15 protein-coding genes are annotated in these 19,343 nt (G+C 59.8%); 12 read left to right on the forward strand and 3 right to left on the reverse strand.

The annotated features are described in order from the left end of the window. Positions 1-15 precede the first annotated feature (15 nt). The 3 genes from E3W21_RS14205 to rarD all read left to right on the forward strand — a co-directional run bounded on the left by E3W21_RS14205 (position 16) and on the right by rarD (position 4,153). Positions 16-1,917: a PhoX family phosphatase gene (locus tag E3W21_RS14205; RefSeq protein ID WP_134420504.1), complete on the forward strand. Its 1,902-nt coding sequence runs from the start codon at positions 16-18 to the stop codon at positions 1,915-1,917. Between the two features lie 197 nt (positions 1,918-2,114). Beyond that, the gene (locus E3W21_RS14210; protein WP_129440587.1) at positions 2,115-3,089 is read left to right on the forward strand and encodes a serine/threonine protein kinase; all 975 of its coding nucleotides are present in this window, start codon (positions 2,115-2,117) and stop codon (positions 3,087-3,089) included. A 176-nt stretch (positions 3,090-3,265) separates the two neighbouring features. After that, the gene (gene rarD, locus E3W21_RS14215; protein ID WP_134420506.1) at positions 3,266-4,153 is read left to right on the forward strand and encodes an EamA family transporter RarD; all 888 of its coding nucleotides are present in this window, start codon (positions 3,266-3,268) and stop codon (positions 4,151-4,153) included. A gap of 215 nt (positions 4,154-4,368) precedes the next feature. Here rarD and E3W21_RS14220 read toward each other — a convergent pair whose 3' ends face one another. Then, positions 4,369-4,887, reverse strand: a complete 519-nt coding sequence (locus E3W21_RS14220; protein ID WP_007947710.1) for a glycine cleavage system protein R — start codon at positions 4,885-4,887, stop codon at positions 4,369-4,371. A gap of 479 nt (positions 4,888-5,366) precedes the next feature. On the opposite strand from E3W21_RS14220, the gene E3W21_RS14225 reads away from it, so the two are divergent. After that, positions 5,367-7,544 carry a malate synthase G gene (locus E3W21_RS14225; protein WP_134420508.1) on the forward strand — a complete coding sequence of 726 codons (2,178 nt, stop codon included), beginning with the start codon at positions 5,367-5,369 and terminating at the stop codon, positions 7,542-7,544. A gap of 157 nt (positions 7,545-7,701) precedes the next feature. Here E3W21_RS14225 and E3W21_RS14230 read toward each other — a convergent pair whose 3' ends face one another. Beyond that, positions 7,702-8,148 carry a response regulator gene (locus tag E3W21_RS14230; protein WP_134420510.1) on the reverse strand — a complete coding sequence of 149 codons (447 nt, stop codon included), beginning with the start codon at positions 8,146-8,148 and terminating at the stop codon, positions 7,702-7,704. A gap of 253 nt (positions 8,149-8,401) precedes the next feature. On the opposite strand from E3W21_RS14230, the gene E3W21_RS14235 reads away from it, so the two are divergent. From E3W21_RS14235 to E3W21_RS14280, 8 genes are all read left to right on the forward strand, one after another. After that, positions 8,402-10,342, forward strand: coding sequence for a putative nucleotidyltransferase substrate binding domain-containing protein (locus E3W21_RS14235; protein ID WP_134420512.1), 1,941 nt, complete (start codon positions 8,402-8,404; stop codon positions 10,340-10,342). Further along, the gene (locus E3W21_RS14240) at positions 10,339-11,046 is read left to right on the forward strand and encodes a PolC-type DNA polymerase III (RefSeq protein WP_134420514.1); all 708 of its coding nucleotides are present in this window, start codon (positions 10,339-10,341) and stop codon (positions 11,044-11,046) included. The genes E3W21_RS14235 and E3W21_RS14240 overlap by 4 nt, the downstream gene beginning before the upstream one ends. 226 nt (positions 11,047-11,272) lie before the next feature. Beyond that, a complete protein-coding gene (locus tag E3W21_RS14250; RefSeq protein ID WP_033053398.1) occupies positions 11,273-11,791 on the forward strand; it encodes an RNA polymerase sigma factor in 519 nt (172 codons plus the stop codon). Continuing rightward, positions 11,788-12,774 carry a FecR domain-containing protein gene (locus tag E3W21_RS14255; protein WP_134420516.1) on the forward strand — a complete coding sequence of 329 codons (987 nt, stop codon included), beginning with the start codon at positions 11,788-11,790 and terminating at the stop codon, positions 12,772-12,774. The genes E3W21_RS14250 and E3W21_RS14255 overlap by 4 nt, the downstream gene beginning before the upstream one ends. A gap of 201 nt (positions 12,775-12,975) precedes the next feature. Beyond that, complete coding sequence (locus tag E3W21_RS14260; RefSeq protein WP_134420518.1) at positions 12,976-15,405, forward strand: TonB-dependent siderophore receptor; 2,430 nt, start codon at positions 12,976-12,978, stop codon at positions 15,403-15,405. 72 nt (positions 15,406-15,477) lie between these two features. Then, positions 15,478-16,608, forward strand: a complete 1,131-nt coding sequence (locus E3W21_RS14265) for a PepSY domain-containing protein (RefSeq protein ID WP_134420520.1) — start codon at positions 15,478-15,480, stop codon at positions 16,606-16,608. After that, on the forward strand, positions 16,605-16,784 hold the full coding sequence (locus E3W21_RS14270; protein ID WP_134420522.1) for a hypothetical protein: 180 nt from the start codon (positions 16,605-16,607) through the stop codon (positions 16,782-16,784). The genes E3W21_RS14265 and E3W21_RS14270 overlap by 4 nt, the downstream gene beginning before the upstream one ends. A gap of 192 nt (positions 16,785-16,976) precedes the next feature. Further along, positions 16,977-17,606 (forward strand): glutathione S-transferase, encoded by a 630-nt coding sequence (locus E3W21_RS14280; protein WP_134420524.1) that lies wholly within the window; start codon positions 16,977-16,979, stop codon positions 17,604-17,606. 224 nt (positions 17,607-17,830) lie between these two features. Here E3W21_RS14280 and creD read toward each other — a convergent pair whose 3' ends face one another. Then, the gene (creD, locus tag E3W21_RS14290; protein WP_134420526.1) at positions 17,831-19,201 is read right to left on the reverse strand and encodes a cell envelope integrity protein CreD; all 1,371 of its coding nucleotides are present in this window, start codon (positions 19,199-19,201) and stop codon (positions 17,831-17,833) included. Positions 19,202-19,343: the final 142 nt, after the last annotated feature.

The raw sequence follows: 19,343 nt of genomic DNA on the forward strand, positions 1-19,343 counted from the left end.
CGCAGGGAGCCTGATGTGAGCCTATTAGAAGACAACCAATCCACCGACCTCGAGAACATGGTCGGCCTCAGCCGTCGTGGCTTCATCAGCGCTGGCGCCCTTTGCGGTGCAGCGATGTTCATGGGCGGCAACCTGCTGAGCCGCAGCGTGCTGGCCGCCAGCGTCAACGCCGGCTCCAGCAAACTGTTGGGTTTTGACAGTATTCCCGCCGCCACCAGCGACGCCATTACTCTACCGCCAGGCTATAAATCTTCGGTATTGATCAGTTGGGGCCAACCCCTGCAGAAGAACGGCCCGGTGTTCGACCCGAGTGGCAACGGCACGGCCGAGCATCAAGAACTCCAGTTCGGCGACAACAACGACGGCATGAGCCTGTTCGAGTTTCCCGGTGACAACAACCGGGCGCTGATGGCGATCAACAACGAATACACCAACTATCGCTACCTCTACGCCCACGGCGGCATGCCGCTATCGGCTGCTGACGTGCGCAAGGCATTGGCCTGTGAAGGCGTGTCGGTGATCGAAGTGCAGCGCAAGAACGGCCAGTGGCATTTCGTCCAGGGCTCGCGCTACAACCGGCGCATTCACGGCAACGCGCCGATCAACCTGAGCGGTCCGGCCGCCGGCCACGCACTGCTGAAAACCAGTGCCGACCCACACGGCAAGAACGTCCTTGGCACTTTCCAGAACTGCGCCAACGGCAAGACGCCGTGGGGCACGTATCTGACCTGCGAAGAAAACTTCACTGACTGCTTCGGCAGTAGCAATGCCGAGCAAAAATTCGACGCCGCGCAGAAACGCTACGGCGCAGTGGCGGCCAGCAAAGAGATCAACTGGCACCCACACGACGAGCGCTTCGACCTGGCGAAAAACCCCAACGAACTCAACCGTCACGGTTGGGTCGTGGAAATCGACCCGTTCGACCCGCAATCGACGCCAGTCAAACGCACCGCGTTGGGCCGCTTCAAACATGAAAACGCCGCCCTGGCCGAAACCAGTGATGGTCACGCCGTGGTGTACATGGGCGATGATGAGCGCGGCGAGTTCATCTACAAATTCGTCAGTCGCGACAAGATCAACCACAAGAACCCCAAGGCCAACCGCGACCTGCTGGACCACGGCACCTTGTACGTGGCGCGCTTCGACGCGGGCGACGGCAATGCCGATCATCCGAAAGGCCAAGGCGAATGGATCGAACTGACCCACGGTAAAAACGGCATCGACGCCAGCAGCGGTTTCGCCGATCAGGCCGAAGTGTTGATTCACGCCCGCCTCGCCGCAAGTGTGGTGAAGGCCACGCGCATGGACCGCCCGGAATGGATCGTCGTCAGCCCCAAGGATGGCCAGGTCTATTGCACGCTGACCAACAACGCCAAGCGTGGCGAGGATGGCCAGCCGGTGGGCGGACCGAACCCGCGCGAGAAAAACGTCTACGGGCAGATTCTGCGCTGGCGCACTGACCGGGACGATCACGGCTCGAAAAACTTTGCCTGGGACCTGTTTGTGGTCGCCGGCAACCCGGGCGTCCACGCAGGCACGCCGAAGGGCGGTTCGTCGAACATCACACCGCAGAACATGTTCAACAGCCCGGACGGCTTGGGTTTCGACAAGGCTGGGCGGTTGTGGATTCTCACCGATGGCGATTCGAGCAATGCCGGTGATTTCGCGGGTATGGGCAACAATCAGATGCTGTGTGCCGACCCGGTAACCGGAGAGATTCGTCGTTTCATGGTCGGGCCAGTGGGCTGCGAGGTGACGGGGATCAGCTTCTCGCCGGATCAGAAGACCTTGTTTGTCGGGATTCAGCATCCGGGGGAGAACGGCGGGTCGACGTTCCCTGAGCATCTGCCGAATGGCAAACCGCGGTCTTCGGTGATGGCAATTTCCCGTGAAGATGGCGGGGTCGTCGGCGCCTGATCGGGCCTCTTCGCGAGCAAGCCCGCTCCCACATTCGACCGTATTCTTCTGGGAGAACTCGGTTAAATGTGGGAGCGGGCTTGCTCGCGAAGGCGTCAGCCCAGACAACACTCATCTCAAGTCCAGCCACTAAAGCCTCCCCGTCTGCGCTACCATGCTTGGCCGGACGCGGCAGCCTGCCGCGCGCAGGAGTCAGCATGGCCCACCCGTTTGCAACCCTCACCCCAGACCTCGTGCTCGATGCCGTCGAAAGCATCGGCTTTCTCAGCGACGCGCGCATTCTGGCGCTCAACAGCTACGAGAACCGTGTCTATCAGGTCGGTATCGAAGACTCCGAACCGCTGATCGCCAAGTTCTACCGTCCGCAGCGCTGGACCAACGAAGCAATTCTCGAAGAGCACCAATTCACCTTCGAACTCGCCGAGTGCGACGTGCCGGTGGTCGCGCCGATGATTCACAACGGTGCCAGCCTGCACGAACACAACGGTTTCCGATTCACCTTGTTCCCCCGCCGTGGCGGCCGTGCGCCGGAGCCGGGCAATCTCGATCAGCTGTATCGCCTGGGGCAACTGCTCGGTCGCCTGCACGCCGTCGGCACTACAAAACCGTTCGAACACCGTGAAGCGCTGGGCGTGAAGAACTTCGGTCATGACTCGCTGACGACATTGCTCGAGGGCAATTTCGTACCCAAAAGCCTGCTGCCGGCCTACGAGTCCGTGGCCCGCGACCTGCTCAAGCGTGTGGAAGAGGTCTACAACGTTACGCCGCACAAGAACATCCGCATGCACGGCGACTGCCATCCCGGCAACATGATGTGCCGCGACGAGATGTTCCACATCGTCGACCTGGACGACTGCCGCATGGGCCCGGCGGTGCAGGACATCTGGATGATGCTGGCGGGTGATCGTCAGGAATGTCTCGGTCAGTTGTCGGAATTGATGGACGGCTACAGCGAGTTCCACGACTTCGATCCGCGGGAACTGGCGTTGATCGAACCGCTGCGCGCCTTGCGCCTGATGCACTACAGCGCCTGGCTCGCCCGCCGCTGGGACGACCCGGCGTTCCCGCACAGTTTTCCGTGGTTCGGTACGGAGCGGTATTGGGGCGATCAGGTGTTGGCGTTGCGTGAACAGTTGGCTGCGCTCAACGAAGAGCCATTGAAGCTCTTCTGACGAACACAGATCCCCTGTGGGAGCGGGCTTGCTCGCGAAGGCGGTCTGGCAGTCGACATCAATGTTGAATGTTGCACCGTCTTCGCGAGCAAGCCCGCTCCCACATTGGTCCGCGACCATTCCTGCAAATCTCCTTACAATCCCCTCTTTGTTAGCTGCCTAAGCAAGGATTCTGCATGCAAGCCGCCAACCCGCGTCGCGGGTACATCCTGGGCCTGAGTGCCTACATCATCTGGGGACTTTTCCCGCTCTACTTCAAAGCCATCGCCAGCGTGCCCGCCGTGGAGATCATCATCCACCGAGTGCTCTGGTCCGCGCTGTTCGGCACCTTGCTGCTGATGGTGTGGAAACATCCGGGCTGGTGGCGCGAGTTGCGTGATAACCCGAAACGCCTGGCGGTCCTGGCCCTGAGCGGCACGCTGATCGCAGCCAACTGGCTGACCTACGTTTGGTCGGTGAACAACGGGCGCATGCTCGAAGCCAGTCTCGGTTACTACATCAACCCGCTGGTGAACGTGCTGTTGGGCATGCTGATCCTTGGCGAACGGCTACGGCGCATGCAATGGCTGGCGGTTGGCCTGGCGGCGGTCGGCGTCGCGCAACAGGTCTGGCAAGTCGGCAGTCTGCCGTGGGTGTCATTGGTGTTGGCGCTGACCTTCGGTTTCTACGGACTGATCCGTAAGCAGGCACCGGTCAAGGCGCTGCCGGGTCTGGTGGTGGAAACCTGGATGCTGGTGCCGATTGCCATTGCCTGGCTGCTTTTCAATCAGACGGCCACAAGCGCTCAGCCCGAGTTCTGGACCACATCCGAAGCCTGGTGGCTGGTGGCCGCCGGTCCGGTGACGCTGGTGCCGCTGGTGTGTTTCAACGCCGCTGCGCGGCATTTGCCCTACACCACGCTGGGATTCCTCCAGTACCTGGCGCCAACGCTGGTGCTGTTGCAGGCCGTTCTGCTGTTTGGCGAACATTTGTCGTCGAGCACACTGGTAGCGTTCATCTTTATCTGGGCGGGCCTGGCGGTTTACAGCATCGACGCGTGGATAAGTCTGCGTCGCCGCAGCTGATCAAAAAACGCACAAACCTCTGCAGGCCACGGCTACCGTGGCCTGCATCAATCCTTCCCAAGGTTATCCACAACGTGATCCCCGGCGTTTGTGCGCAAGTCCCTGAAACTGCTGATTTTTTGATCAAATCCTGAAGAACCCCGAACGACGTGGCCTGGCGGGCTGTCTCTACAGGTTATCCACAGGCAGGTGCACGTATAACTTGGATAACCTGCTCAGGGTTCACTGCGCAGCACCAATTCGACCATCAAATCATCCGCCAGGGTTTCCAGCCGCGATTGCAGCACGTCCAGGGACAACGTCAGCGGCACTGCCAGAATTGCTTCCGCGTGAAACAAAGGCTCGCTGCTCATCGGCGCCGGACGTACTTCGGTCACCAGACGCTCCAGGTTCACCCCCTGCTCACTCAGCAGACGCGTGATGTCGCGTACGATCCCCGGGCGGTCATTGCCCACCAATTCCATGGCTATCGGTTTCCAGGTGCAGGATTGCTCGATGCCGCTTTCGGCAATCAGCACGCGAATGCCATGGGCGGACAACGCCTGTAGGGCATCGACCAATTCGTCGTAGGCCTCGGCCGGCACGCCCACACGAAGAATCCCGGCGAACTGCCCGGCCATGCGTGACATGCGGCTCTCCAGCCAGTTGCCGCCATGCTCGGCGATGCATTGGGCAATGCGCTCGACCTGCCCTGGCTTGTCCGGAGCGAAAACAGTGAGTACGAGGTGGTCCATGGCGCAGCCCTCTTGTCATGACTTTTGTTATAGAAGACCAAGTATAGGCAAGGGACCGGAATCGTCTCGGCGTCTCAGAAAACCAAAGCCCCATAGCAGCGCAATGAAGATTATGTGTACAAGTTTTTATATTTAACTGGAACAATCCAATAGTTTTTTGAGAACATCCCGTTCCCCGACGTGACCGCAATGCGTCATGGGGTCGCAGTACGACGTAATTAGTCTAATTTTCACAAGCGCAATTCATCATGTAGTATGCCGCAGCGCGCACTACATAACGTTGGATCGATGTTTGCCACAGGCACAGTCGCAGCCCTGAAAGCCCTATCAGCAAGGCCTCAAAGCCGTTGATCGGTTCCATCCCAGCCGCCCGAAATGGCATGTACTGGTGGAAGGGGTTTGTGGTTTAAATAGCCAGAGGCTTCATTGTTAAATTGAAGAGCTGAAAAGCGAAATAGCTGAGCAGAGTGAGGCAAGCAATGACTGAACACGTTCAAGTCGGTGGCCTGCAGGTCGCCAAAGTCCTGTTCGACTTCGTGAACAACGAAGCCATTCCCGGTACCGGCCTCACCGCCGATAAGTTCTGGGCCGGTGCCGACAAGGTCATTCATGACCTGGCGCCGAAGAACAAAGCCCTACTCGCCAAACGCGATGATTTCCAGGCTCGTATCGACGGCTGGCACCAATCCCGTGCCGGTCAACCACACGACGCCGTGGCTTATAAAGCCTTCTTGCAAGACATCGGTTATCTGCTGCCAGAAGCGGCCGATTTCCAGGCAACGACGCAAAACGTCGATGACGAAATCGCCCGCATGGCCGGTCCACAGCTTGTGGTTCCGGTGATGAACGCCCGTTTCGCGCTCAATGCCTCGAACGCCCGTTGGGGTTCGCTGTATGACGCGCTCTACGGCACCGACGCCATCAGCGAAGCTGGCGGCGCGGAAAAAGGCAAAGGCTACAACAAGGTTCGCGGCGACAAGGTCATCGCCTTCGCCCGTGCCTTACTCGACGAAGCGGCGCCATTGGCTGCCGGCACTCACGTCGATTCCACCGGCTACAAGATCGTTGACGGCAAACTGGTAGTCGCCCTTAAAGGCGGCAGCAATACCGGCCTGCGCAATGATGCACAGTTGATCGGTTTCCACGGCGGTGCAGCCGCACCGACCGCGATCCTGCTGAAAAACAACGGCCTGCACTTCGAAATCCAGGTCGATGCCAGCACCCCGGTCGGCCAGACCGATGCTGCCGGCCTCAAAGACATCCTGATGGAAGCCGCGCTGACCACCATCATGGACTGCGAAGACTCCGTCGCCGCCGTCGATGCTGATGACAAAGTGGTGATCTACCGCAACTGGCTCGGCCTGATGAAGGGCAATCTGTCGGAAGAAGTCTCCAAGGGCGGTCAGACTTTTACCCGCACCATGAACGCCGACCGCACCTACACCGCCCTCGATGGCAGCGAATTGAGCCTGCACGGTCGCTCGCTGTTGTTCGTGCGTAACGTCGGTCACCTGATGACCATCGACGCGATCCTCGATAAAGAGGGTAACGAAGTGCCGGAAGGCATCCTCGACGGTCTGGTCACCAGCCTCGCGGCCATCCACAGCCTCAACGGCAACAACTCGCGCAAGAACAGCCGCACTGGCTCGGTCTACATCGTGAAGCCGAAGATGCACGGCCCGGAAGAAGCGGCGTTCACCAACGAGCTGTTCGGTCGCATCGAAGAAGTACTCGGTCTGCCGCGCAACACGCTGAAAGTCGGGATCATGGACGAGGAACGCCGCACCACGGTCAACCTCAAGGCCTGCATCAAGGCTGCCAGCGAGCGTGTAGTGTTCATCAACACCGGTTTCCTAGACCGTACCGGTGATGAAATCCACACCTCCATGGAAGCCGGCCCGATGGTGCGCAAGGCGGACATGAAGGCTGAGAAGTGGATCGGCGCCTACGAGAACTGGAACGTCGATATCGGTTTGAGCACCGGCCTGCAAGGTCGCGCCCAGATCGGTAAAGGCATGTGGGCCATGCCGGACCTGATGGCAGCGATGCTCGAACAGAAAATCGCTCACCCGATGGCCGGTGCCAATACTGCCTGGGTTCCATCGCCGACCGCTGCTGCGCTGCATGCGTTGCATTACCACAAGGTCGATGTGTTCGCCCGTCAGGCCGAACTGGCCAAACGTGCACGCGCTTCGGTGGATGACATCCTGACCATCCCTCTGGCCGTCAATCCAGACTGGACTGCAGAACAAATCAAGAACGAACTGGACAACAACGCCCAGGGCATTCTCGGTTATGTGGTGCGCTGGATCGACCAAGGCGTCGGTTGCTCGAAAGTGCCGGACATCAACGACGTCGGCCTGATGGAAGACCGTGCGACGCTGCGGATTTCCAGCCAGCACATCGCCAACTGGCTGCGTCACGGCATCGTCACCGAAGATCAGGTCATGGAAAGCCTCAAGCGCATGGCGCCAGTGGTTGACCGTCAGAACGCCAATGACCCGCTGTATCGTCCACTGGCACCGAACTTCGACAGCAACATCGCCTTTCAGGCAGCGGTCGAACTGGTGGTCGAAGGCACCAAACAGCCGAACGGCTACACCGAGCCGGTTCTGCACCGTCGTCGCCGCGAGTTCAAGGCTGCCAATGGCCTGTAACTAATCGCTGACACCGGACAAAAAAAGGCCCTGATCGAAAGATCAGGGCCTTTCTGTTTAAAGCAAAGTCAAAAGATCGCAGCCTTCGGCAGCTCCTACAGATGTACGCAATCCCATGGAGCTGCCGAAGGCTGCGATCTTTTGATCCTTTAACAATTTACACATCCATTCCCAACTCATGCTTGACCAGCGCCAACAGCTTGCCGGTATCGACAGGCTTGAGCAGGAAGTCGACTACGCTCAAATGCATCGCGGCGATCGCATCTTTTACGTCAGCGTCACCGGACACGATGATAATCGGCATTGCCGCCCGAACCGACTCACGAACCTGGCGGATCAGGTCCAGGCCATCAACATTTCCCATCCGCAGATCGGTAATCACCAGGCCAATCGATGGCATCGTCTCCAACATCTTGAGTGCAGTTTCGCCACTGGCGGCAGTCATGCAGCGCACCCCGTCCAGCGCCAGAATCTCCGACAGCAACTCGCGCGCGTCTTTATCGTCGTCGACGATCAGCACCCGCTGCGGCGGCAGGTCAGGTTCCTGCATGACGGCACTCAGCGCCTCGCGCTCGGCGTCGCTCAAAATATCGTGGTCGGACATGGCTTACTCTACGTTTTCATTTCTATTCCCTAGCTCATCCGTCAGACATCGCTAAGCAGACCTTCAATGTGCACTTCGTCGGAAAGTTTTCCTATAGCCAATGCAGGAGGTTTTTCCCACAGTTGCGTCAGACATTTCCCAAATGCCGCCAGCTTCACTGCCTACCTAGACTTACGTCCAATGGGCACCCTGCGCGCAGGGGCCGACCATGGCTGAGTCATCCGACAACAACAATTCAAAAAAGACTGCGGTAATGGTTATGAGTAAAGCGGACGCCTTCACACAGGCAGGGAAAACCGCGGTGTTGCAGAACATCCAGGGCACTTTGCAATTCCTTCAGCGCTTCCCGCCCTTCAATCAAATGGAACACGCCCACCTGGCGTACCTGGTCGAGCAGTGTCAGCTGCGTTTTTATGCGCCCGGCGAGAGCATCATCAAGCCCGCCGACGGCCCGGTTGAACATTTCTACATCGTCAAACAAGGCCGGGTCGTGGGTGAGCGTCCCCACACGGCTAAGGGTGGGACCGAAACCACCTTCGAAATCACCACCGGCGAGTGTTTCCCCCTCGCCGCGCTGCTGGGGGAGCGTGCAACCCGCACCGAACACCTCGCGGCCGAAGACACCTTTTGCCTACAGCTGAACAAGCTGGCGTTCATCAAACTGTTCGCGCTTTCCAACGCGTTTCGCGACTTTGCCCTACGCGGCGTGAGCAGCCTGCTGGATCAGGTCAACCAGCAAGTCCAACAAAAAGCCGTGGAAACCCTCGGCACCCAGTACTCGCTCAATACCCGACTGGGCGAATTGGCCATGCGCCACCCGGTCACCTGCATCCCGGCCACGCCACTGCGTGAAGCCGTGACCCTGATGCATGAGCAGCAGGTCGGCAGCATTGTGGTGGTCGACGAACATAAAGCGCCGCTGGGGATTTTCACCCTGCGCGACCTGCGCCATGTGGTGGCCGACGGCACTAACGACTTCAACGAAGCCATCGAGCGCCACATGACCCAGGCGCCGTTTTTCCTGTCGCCGGACCACAGCGCCTTCGATGCGGCGATTGCCATGACCGAGCGGCACATCGCCCACGTCTGCCTGGTCAAGGATCATCGCCTGTGCGGCGTGGTCTCGGAACGTGACCTGTTTTCCCTGCAGCGGGTCGATCTGGTGCACCTGGCGCGGACCATTCGCAGCGCCCAGAAGGTGGAAAATCTAGTCGCCATGCGCGGCGAGATCGGCCAACTGGTGGAGCGCATGCTGGCCCACGGAGCTTCTTCAACCCAGATCACGCACATCATCACCCTGCTCAACGACCACACCGTGTGCCGGGTGATCGAACTGACCCTCGCCGAGAAAGGTGACCCCGGTATTCCGTTCAGTTGGCTGTGCTTCGGTAGCGAAGGCCGTCGCGAGCAGACGCTGCACACAGATCAGGACAACGGCATTCTGTTCGAAGCCCGGGACGCGGCCCACGCCGCCGAGATTCGCGGCAAATTGCTGCCCATCGCCCAGCAGATCAACCAGAGCCTGGCGCTCTGCGGTTTCACCCTGTGCAAGGGCAACATCATGGCCGGCAACCCTGAGCTGTGTCTGTCCCGGGCCGAGTGGTCACGACGTTTTGCCGCGTTTATCCGCGAGGCCACGCCGGAGAACCTGTTGGGTTCGAGCATTTATTTCGACTTGCGGGTGGTCTGGGGCGACGAGCAAGGCTGCGAGCAGCTGCGTCAGGGCATTCTCGATCAGGTGAATGACAACCGACTGTTCCAACGGATGATGGCCGAGAACGCCCTGCGCAACCGTCCGCCCGTGGGACGTTTCCGTGAGTTCGTACTGGCTCGCAAGAATGGCGAGAAAGCTACCCTGGATTTGAAGGTCCAGGGGCTGACGCCGTTTGTCGACGGTGCCCGACTGCTCGCGTTGGCCCATGGGGTCGAGGCGAACAACACGCTGGAGCGCTTTCGCCAATTGGTGGACAAAGAAGTCATCGAACGGCTGGACGGTGCCGCGTACGAAGAGGCCTATCACTTCATCCAGCAAGCCCGCATGCAGCAACATCAGCTACAAACTCGGGAGAACTTGCCCTACTCCAACCGGGTCGATCCAGACAGCCTCAATCATCTGGATCGACGGATCCTGCGTGAATCCCTGCGCCAGGCACAACGCCTGCAAAGCAGCCTGGCCCTGCGGTATCAGCTATGAGCCTGTTTTCATGGCTGCGCCCGGCAGGTCCGAGCCTTCCCGGCGAACTTCAACAACGTCTGCAACGCTTGCCCTCGGCCGCAGAACTCAGCGAATGCAGCCTGCGCGAACAGCGCTGGGTGGTGCTCGACCTGGAAACCACCGGATTGAACCTGAACAGGGATCGGGTGTTGTCCATCGGTGCGGTAGTAATCGAAGACGGGGCGATCGATTTCAGCCAGCAGTTCGAACGCACGTTGCAATGCACCGACATGAAGTTGGCGCCCAGCGTGTTGATCCACGGCCTGGGGCCGAGTGCAATTGCCGCGGGCAGCGACCCTGCTCAGGCCTTGGTCGAATTCATGGAGTTCGTCGGCGACAGCCCGGTGCTGGCGTTTCACGCGCCATTCGATCAGCACATGCTCGGGCGCGCCTTGAAAGATCATCTGGGCTACAAGTTGCAGCATCCGTTTCTGGATGTGGCCGATATCGCGCCGCTGCTTTGCCCTCAGGCGCACATTCGCGATGCCGGGCTGGATCAGTGGATCGACTGGTTCAAACTGGAAGTGTTCGAACGCCACAATGCCAGTGCCGATGCGTTGGCCACCGCTGAGCTGGCGTTGATTTTGTTCAGCCGGGCGCGGCAAATGCAGATTCATAGCCCGTTGAATTTGCAGCAGCGGTTGAGTCAGTGGAAGCGGCGGCAGCGAGCGCCTTCTTTCTGACAGCCACCGCAATCCTTTGTAGGAGCTGCCGAAGGCTGCGATCTTTTGATCTTAAAATCCAAAGTCAAAGTCAAAAGATCGCAGCCTTCGGCAGCTCCTACAGGGTTTTGCGCCAACACACCGACGTTGGCGGCCACCCGACCAGCGCCAATTGCTTACCTCCCCCGCCTCTGCCACAATCGCGAACAATTCTCGTTAGTTAATACTTCCCAATCGGTGATGCTGCGTGTCGTCAGTCCAAAGCCCTCAAAGTGAGCTCGTTGGTGCGTTGTATCGCGACCATCGCGGTTGGCTATTGGCCTGGCTGCGACGCAATGTGGCCTGTCCGCAACGGGCCGAAGACCTGAGTCAGGACACTTTCGTGCGTTTGCTGGGTCGTGAAGAACTGAAGGAGCCGCGCGAACCGCGAGCGTTTCTGGTGGCGATTGCCAAGGGTCTGCTGTTCGACTATTTCCGCCGCGCCGCGCTGGAGCAGGCCTATCTCACCGAACTGATGCTGATCCCCGCAGGTGAACAACCGTCGGTGGAGGAACAGCAACTGATCCTCGAAGACCTCAAAGCCATCGACCGCCTGCTCGGCAAGCTCTCGAGCAAGGCCCGGGCGGCGTTTCTCTATAACCGTCTGGACGGCCTCGGCCACGCCGAAATTGCCCAGCGTCTGGGCGTGTCAGTGCCGCGGGTGCGTCAGTACCTGGCCCAAGGCATTCGTCAGTGCTACATCGCGCTGTACGGTGAGCCGGTATGAGTCCGGTCAGCTCCAAACCCGTCTCGGCGCAAGTGCTGGATGCTGCGATTGCCTGGCAGTTGTCCCTGGACTCCGGCAACCCGGTGGAGCGCGAAGAGTTCGCCAAGTGGCACGCCGCCCACGAAGAACATGCGCGGGCCTGGCGCCAACTGGGCATGCTCGACCAGCGCTTCAGCGTTGCCAGCGGCCCGGCTCGCACTGCTTTACTGCAATCGCGCGAAAACATTCGCCGGCGTGTGCGCAAACTCGGCAGCGGCGTGGCCAGTATCGTCGCGGTGATCGGGTTGGCGTTGTTCGCCGGTGATCGTTATCTGCCGATTGACTATTGGCTGGCCGACCAGCGCACTGCCACCGGTGAGCAACGCACCCTGCGCCTGACCGACGGCACGCTGATCAACCTCAACACCCACAGTGCCGTGGATGTGCGTTTCGATGAAAAACAACGGCTGATCATCCTCCAGGAAGGGGAAATCCTCGTCGAAACCGGCCATGGCGATGCCCGGCCGTTTATCGTCGAAACCCGCGAAGGCAGCATGCGTGCACTGGGGACAAGGTTCCTGGTCAAGCGTGAAGAAGAAGGTACGCGCCTGAGCGTGCTGAAATCGGCGGTGGCCGCCCATCCCGAGTCGAGTCCTGAAGAGCAGGTTCTGCGTGAAGGCCAACAAGTCCTGATGCGCAGCAATGGCCTGGGGCCGATCGTCGCGCTCAACCTCGGAGCCGATGCCTGGACCCGCGGCATGCTGGTGGTGGACAACACACGGCTGGAAGACCTGGTCCATGAACTCGGTCGTTATCGACGCGGGCATCTTGGCGTTGCGCCAGAAATCGCCAACCTGCGAATCACCGGCAGCTTCCCCCTGCACGACACCGATCTGGCCCTGCGCGCCCTGCTGCCGACCCTGCCGGTGCAGATCGAACAGCACACGCCGTGGTGGGTGACGGTGGCGAAGGCTGAAGCCAAATCCGTAGGAGCTGTCGAGTGAAACGAGGCTGCGATCTTTTGATCTGCTCCTAAAAAAACAAAGTCAAAAGATCGCAGCCTCGTTTCACTCGACAGCTCCTACACGCCCCCTACAAAGGCGGGTAATCACTGAATCGAAATTATTTTCAATCAGCCCTATCACTTTTGAATTCTCGTTCGGCACCTAGGCAGTTGAGAAATATTTCCATTCAGGAGCCGCTGTATGTCCCGTTCGCTAGACACCGTTTTGCGCCCCAGTTTGCTGGCGATTGCCATTGCCCTTTGTGCCCCTCTGGCCAGCAGTCAGCTGATCGCCGCTGAACAGGCATCCAGCGTTCGCGCCTACAACCTGCCGGCCGCGCCATTGGCCAGCACCCTGAACCAGATCGCCAGCCAGGCCGGCTTGGCGCTGTCGTTGAATCCGTCACTGGCGGCGGGCAAGACCTCGGCGCCGGTCAAAGGCCAGTTCGACGCAGCCGGCGCCCTGCGCGAAGCCTTGCGCGGCACCGGTTTGCAACTGGAACAAAGCAGCGCTGGCACTTATAGCCTGGTGGCCGTGCCCGAAGGCGTAATGGCCCTGCCGGAAACCGCCGTCATTGGCGTGGAAAACACCGAAAGTGCCTGGGGACCAGTGCAAGGTTACCTGGCGACCCGCACCGCCGCCGGCACCAAGACCGATACCGCACTGGTCGAAGCACCGCGCTCGATTTCGATCGCCACCCGCGAGCAAATGGACGACCGCAATGTGCATAGCCTCGATGACGCGGTGCGCTACATGCCCGGCATCGTCGCCAGCAGCTATGGCAGCGACACCCGAGCCGATTGGTTGCGTGTGCGCGGTTTCGAACCGACGCAATTCCTCGATGGCCTGCCACTGCCAAAAGGCGTGTACGCCAACCCGAAACAGGAAACCTGGAACCTCGACCGCCTCGCCCTGCTGCGCGGCCCGGCCTCGTCGGTTTACGGCCAGACCCCGCCAGGCGGCTTGCTGGACATGGTCAGCCGTCGCCCCAGCGCCGAGTCGAGCAATGAAATCCAGGTGCAATACAGCAGTGATAACCATCGCCAGATCAACTTCGCCAGCACCGGCAAGATCGATGACGAAGGCCAGTTCCTCTACGGTTTGAGCGGTGTGGTACGCGACAGCGGCACGCAGATCGACCACGTCGACAACAAGCGCTACAACATCGCGCCGAGCCTGACCTGGAACATCGACGAAGACACCAAGTTCACCTTGCTCACCCAGTTCACTCGTGACGATACCGGCATCACCAGCCAGTTCCTGCCGGTGCAGGGCACCAAGATCCATTCACCGCTCGGCAAGATTTCCCATCACAAAAACCTGGGCGACCCGGACTGGGAATTCTACGACCGCACCTACTACGCACTGGGCTACGCCTTTGAACATCGCTTGAACGATGTCTGGCAGTTCAAGCAGAACCTGCGCTACACCAAATCGGACCTGTCCTTCCAGGCCCTCACCCCCGGCGCCTACCCGTTCACCCAGGTCGATGCCGAAGGCAACGTTGGCCGCTCGAGCACCAGTGTCGACGAGGACATCAGCCAGTTCGCCGTGGACAACAATTTCCAGGGCGACTTCGCGACCGGCGACATCCGTCACACCCTGTTGATCGGCCTCGATCACCAGCGCACCAACACCCACTACACCTCGATCTTCGGCGACGGTCTGACCACCAACGTCAACAACCCGATCTATGGCCAACCCATCGTTCGTCCGCCGCGTTCGGCGGCGTTTTACGACTACAACCAGAAGACCTACCAGACCGGTTTGTACGTCCAGGACCAGATGGCACTCGACCAATGGCGTCTGACGTTGGGTGGGCGTGAAGACTGGGTCCACACCGGCACCAGGTTCTTTAACAAGGGCGATGCCACCAATACCGAGCGCGACAAGAACTTCAGCGGCAACGCGGCGATCAGCTACGTGTTCGACAACGGCATCGTGCCGTACCTGTCGTACGCCGAGTCGTTCCAGCCGACCAGCAACGCCACGGCATCGCCAACCGATTCGTTCAAACCGACTGAAGGCAAACAATGGGAACTGGGCATCAAGTACCAACCGCCTGGCAGCAGCACCCTGCTGACCGCTGCGGTCTACGACCTGACCCAGAAAAACGTCTCCGTCACCACGACCAACTCGAACGGCGTTTCGATCACCAGCCAGACCGGTGAAGTAAAAGTCAAAGGCCTGGAACTGGAAGCCGTCTCCGACGTGACCGAGAACCTCAAGGTCATCGCCGCATACACCCTGGCCAAATCCGAAGTGCAGAAAGGCAACTTTAAAGGCAATCGTCTGCAACTGATGCCCAACCAACAGGCTTCGCTGTGGGCCGATTACACCTGGCACAACGGTGTGCTGGACGGTTTCGGCATCGGCGCCGGCGCTCGCTACACCGGCAATACCTACGGCGACCAGGGCAATACCTCGCTCGGCAAGGCTGACGCCTACACCGTGTTCGACGCCGCGGTTCATTACGACCTGGGCCGTCTGGACAACAGCCTCAAAGGCGCCTCCCTGGCACTGAACGCCACCAACCTGTTCGACAAGGACTACATCTCCACGTGCGACAGCTTCTACTGCTACTACGGCGACCAACGCAGCGTCGTCGCCAGTGCCACTTACAAGTGGTAATGGCCTGACCTGACACGCCCAAGACCCGAGCCGTCCGACATGGACGGCTTTGGTATTTCTGAAGGCTATGAAATGAAAAGCAAAACAATCCGCCGCTGGTCCTTCGTCCATACCTGGACCAGCCTGATCTGCACCGTGTTCCTGCTGATGCTCGCGCTGACCGGCCTGCCATTGATCTTCCATCACGAGATCGACCACTTGCTGGGCGATGCCGCTGAATTGAAGGCAATGCCGGCGGACACCCCGCAGCTGAATTTGCAGCAGTTGGTGCAGGCAGCTGAAAAGCATCGTCCCGGCGAGGTCATGCAATATTTCGGCTTCGATGAAGACGAGCCAAACGCCGCGATTGCGATCATGGCGGCGACCGCCGGCACTGAACCGAACTCGTCTCACACCTTCATGCTCGACGCCCGCACCGGCGAAGCGCTGGAGATGCCGTCGGCCAATGGCGGCTTCATGATGATCATGTTGCGCCTGCATGTGGACATGTTCGCCGGTCTGCCGGGCAAGTTGCTGCTGGCGTTCATGGGCCTTCTGTTCGTGGTGGCGATTGTGTCCGGGACGGTGCTGTACCTGCCGTTCATGCGGCGTTTGACATTTGCCACCGTGCGCCAGGACAAATCCACCCGTCTGCGCTGGCTCGATCTGCATAACCTGATCGGCGTGGTAACCCTGACCTGGGCCTTGGTGGTCGGTGTCACCGGCGTCATCAGCGCCTGCGCCGACCTGCTGATCGCCGCGTGGCGCAACGACAGCCTGAGCGCGATGGTCGCGCCGTACCGCGACGCACCGCCACTGACACAACTGGCACCCGCGACCCGCTTGCTCGACATCGCCAAGGAAGTCGCACCGGGTATGCAGCCGGACTTCATCGCCTTCCCCGGCACACGCTTCTCCAGCGAACACCATTACGCGGTGTTCATGAAAGGCAGCACTCACCTGACCTCGCACCTGCTGACACCGGTGCTGATCGACGCCAGCACCCTGCAAGTCACCGCCGTGGCCGAACGCCCGTGGTACATGGACGCCATGGGCATGTCTCAACCGTTGCACTTCGGTGATTACGGCGGCCTGCCGATGAAGATCCTCTGGGCGACGCTGGATGTGCTGACCATCATCGTGCTCGGTAGCGGGGTTTACCTGTGGGTGGTGCGGCGCAAGGCCGCGAAACCGGTGCTCGAGAACGCGGAGAGTCCAGCATGAGGCCGCAGCAGTCGAATTTCTGGAAGGTCTTCTCCACCCCTACAGTCATCGCCCTCCTCAGCGCGGCGGGTTTGTTTGCTGCGTTACTGGGGGATGGCGTGTGGGACGCTCTGAGCTGGCTTGGCCTGGGCGTTCCCGCAATCCTCGCCTTGCGCGGCCTGCTGCAACGCCGCTAAAAACCTGTGGGAGCGGGCTTGCTCGCGAAGGCGGTGTGTCAGCCAGCATCAATGTTGACTGATACACCGCCTTCGCGAGCAAGTCGGATCGCCGCACCGCCGCTCCCACAGGGGTTAGGCATTTACTTCGATCTTGAGCTATCGGACCAACGCGCTATGCTGCCCAGCACTGTCCCACACCGAGACGCTGCCATGTCCGCCCCCAGCATGACCCTGTTCCACAACCCGTTGTCGCCCTTCGTTCGCAAAGTCATGGTGCTGCTGCACGAAACCGGTCAACAGGACCGCGTGGCGTTGCAAGACTGCGTGCTCACACCGGTCAGCCCGGACCTGATACTCAACGAAGACAATCCGCTGGGTAAAATTCCGGCCTTGCGCCTGGCCGATGGCAACGTCATCCATGACAGCCGGGTGATCCTCGATTACCTCGACCACCAGCACGTCGGCAATCCGCTGATACCGCGTAACGGCTCGGCCCGCTGGCGGCGCCTGACCCTGGCCTCCCTGGCCGACGGGATCATGGACGCTGCGGTGCTGATTCGTTATGAAGTCGCCCTGCGTGCCCCGGAAAAACACTGGGACGCGTGGCTCGATGGCCAACGCGAGAAGATTCGTCGCGGCCTGGCATTGCTGGAAGTGGACGCGATTGCCGAGCTGACCAGTCATTTCGATGTGGCGGCGATCAGTGTTGCCTGTGCGTTGGGCTACCTGGATTTGCGCCATCCGGATATGGAATGGCGCACGACGAATCCGAAGCTGGCGAACTGGTACTTTGAGGTGAGTCAGCGGGCGTCGATGCTGGCGACTATGCCCAAGGTTTAGATTTTCACTGGTTGTCCGGGCCTCTTCGCGAGCAAGCCCGCTCCCACAGTTGATCGGTTGTGTGCACGAATTTTGTGTTCACTGGAGGTCCCTTGTGGGAGCGGGCTTGCTCCGGGCGGCGTTCCGACGAATGCACCACACCGAATCGACTGGAAATAACCCGAATATCAGCGTCGCCAGTAATTCCCCTTCTCGCTGATCCTCACGCAACCCCAACCACCGGCTCATTCCACCGCTCCGATATCAAACGCCAGCGGCTTGGCCGACTTCTGCCCAACCCCATACCAGTCCAGCTTGCGGGTCAGCACCATGAACACGCCCAGCAATCCGAACAACAGCAGCGAACCCATCAACAACGCGTAATCCTCTGCACTCAGCAAGCCGTAGAGCAAGCCATACAACGCCGCCAATCCCGCCGAAAAACTCAAGCTGTGGCGCACGCTGCGCAGCACATGGCAGACATAAAAACCGATCAACAACACACAGCCGCCCGCCGACAACAGGTACGCCAGGGCAAAGCCGATGTGCTCGGACAGCGACAGCAACAGCAGGTAGAAAAACGCCAGGGCCACGCCCACCAGCGCGTATTGCACCGGGTGTACCGCCAGGCTTTTCAGCACTTCGAAGAGGAAGAAACCGGCGAAGGTCAGGACGATAAACAGCAATGCATATTTGATGGCCCGATCGCTCTTCAGGTACTGATCCACCGGGTCGATGAAGCTCACCCCGAAACTGCGGCCGGTATAGGCTTCGCAACCGCCGCCGGACACGCAACTGCTCAAGGCCTCTTGCAGGTTGGTCGAGAAAAACGAGGTCTGCCAATGGGCGGTGAAGCCCTGATCGCTGACTTCACGTTGGGCCGGCAGGTAGTTGCCGATGAAACTCGGATGCGGCCAATTGGCGGCCAGCGAAACCTTGCTGGTCTTGCCTACCGGGAGGATCTGTAACTGACCAGTGCCTTGCAAACGCAGGTCAAAACCGAAGGCCAGTTCCGTGGCTTGCTTCGCGTTGAGCGCCGGCAGGGTGACATGCACGCCTTCCCCCAACCAACCTACCTGACTGCCGGGAACGAAGTCGAGTGTCTGGCCATTGAGCTCGAGTTTCAGGGCATTCTCGATGCCGCGAATGTCGCTGATCCCGACCGCCAAAAATGGCTGATCGAACTGGTAATCGGCGAAATCCTCCTTGATACCCAATTGAGCCGGGACCGAAAAATGCCCGCTGATGTGGTTGTCCGCATGAAACAGACGCGCCTCATAAATGCCCCGGGAACGCAGTTCCGTCTGGACCTTGCCGTCGAGTTCGAAGCGCTCCGGGAGGAAATACAAACGGCCGCGTTCTTCACCCACTTCCTGGTAACGCTGGTTGGTTTTCTCGTTGAGCTTCCAGGTGCGCACCACTTTACGATACGGCACCACCATCAGCGGCCCGCTCAGTTGCTGGCTGTAACTGGAACTGCGGGCGATGTCTTCGAGGACACCGTCGCGCAGCTGCTGGCGGTCCTGGATCACGCCGTTAATCATCAGGAGCGGGATCAGCAACAACAGAATCAGAAGGGCAATTGCCCCGAGTTTTAGGGTCAGGCTGCGGTTCATGGGACTCTCCCTGTTTGGATGGGGCGAGTCTGCGATCTGTGTGTGGGAGATTTATGGGGGGAATGTGGGGTTTGTGTGGAGTTGAGAAAAAGATCGTCCGAACGCGGCCCGAGCCTTCGGCAGCTCCTACAGAATTTACGCG

Origin of the sequence: Pseudomonas sp. F01002, assembly GCF_004402115.1 — a bacterium.
GTDB lineage: Bacteria > Pseudomonadota > Gammaproteobacteria > Pseudomonadales > Pseudomonadaceae > Aquipseudomonas > Aquipseudomonas frigoris.

Excerpts from the sequence above, each read along its gene's own strand:
- E3W21_RS14210 (WP_129440587.1), top strand. The coding sequence starts at position 2,115 with ATGGCCCACCCGTTTGCAACCCTCACCCCAGACCTCGTGCTCGATGCC.
- E3W21_RS14260 (WP_134420518.1), top strand. The coding sequence starts at position 12,976 with ATGTCCCGTTCGCTAGACACCGTTTTGCGCCCCAGTTTGCTGGCGATT.
- E3W21_RS14240 (WP_134420514.1), top strand. The coding sequence starts at position 10,339 with ATGAGCCTGTTTTCATGGCTGCGCCCGGCAGGTCCGAGCCTTCCCGGC.
- E3W21_RS14265 (WP_134420520.1), top strand. The coding sequence starts at position 15,478 with ATGAAAAGCAAAACAATCCGCCGCTGGTCCTTCGTCCATACCTGGACC.
- rarD (WP_134420506.1), top strand. The coding sequence starts at position 3,266 with ATGCAAGCCGCCAACCCGCGTCGCGGGTACATCCTGGGCCTGAGTGCC.
- E3W21_RS14225 (WP_134420508.1), top strand. The coding sequence starts at position 5,367 with ATGACTGAACACGTTCAAGTCGGTGGCCTGCAGGTCGCCAAAGTCCTG.
- creD (WP_134420526.1), bottom strand. The coding sequence starts at position 19,201 with ATGAACCGCAGCCTGACCCTAAAACTCGGGGCAATTGCCCTTCTGATT.
- E3W21_RS14270 (WP_134420522.1), top strand. The coding sequence starts at position 16,605 with ATGAGGCCGCAGCAGTCGAATTTCTGGAAGGTCTTCTCCACCCCTACA.
- E3W21_RS14255 (WP_134420516.1), top strand. The coding sequence starts at position 11,788 with ATGAGTCCGGTCAGCTCCAAACCCGTCTCGGCGCAAGTGCTGGATGCT.
- E3W21_RS14280 (WP_134420524.1), top strand. The coding sequence starts at position 16,977 with ATGTCCGCCCCCAGCATGACCCTGTTCCACAACCCGTTGTCGCCCTTC.
- E3W21_RS14230 (WP_134420510.1), bottom strand. The coding sequence starts at position 8,148 with ATGTCCGACCACGATATTTTGAGCGACGCCGAGCGCGAGGCGCTGAGT.
- E3W21_RS14220 (WP_007947710.1), bottom strand. The coding sequence starts at position 4,887 with ATGGACCACCTCGTACTCACTGTTTTCGCTCCGGACAAGCCAGGGCAG.
- E3W21_RS14235 (WP_134420512.1), top strand. The coding sequence starts at position 8,402 with ATGGTTATGAGTAAAGCGGACGCCTTCACACAGGCAGGGAAAACCGCG.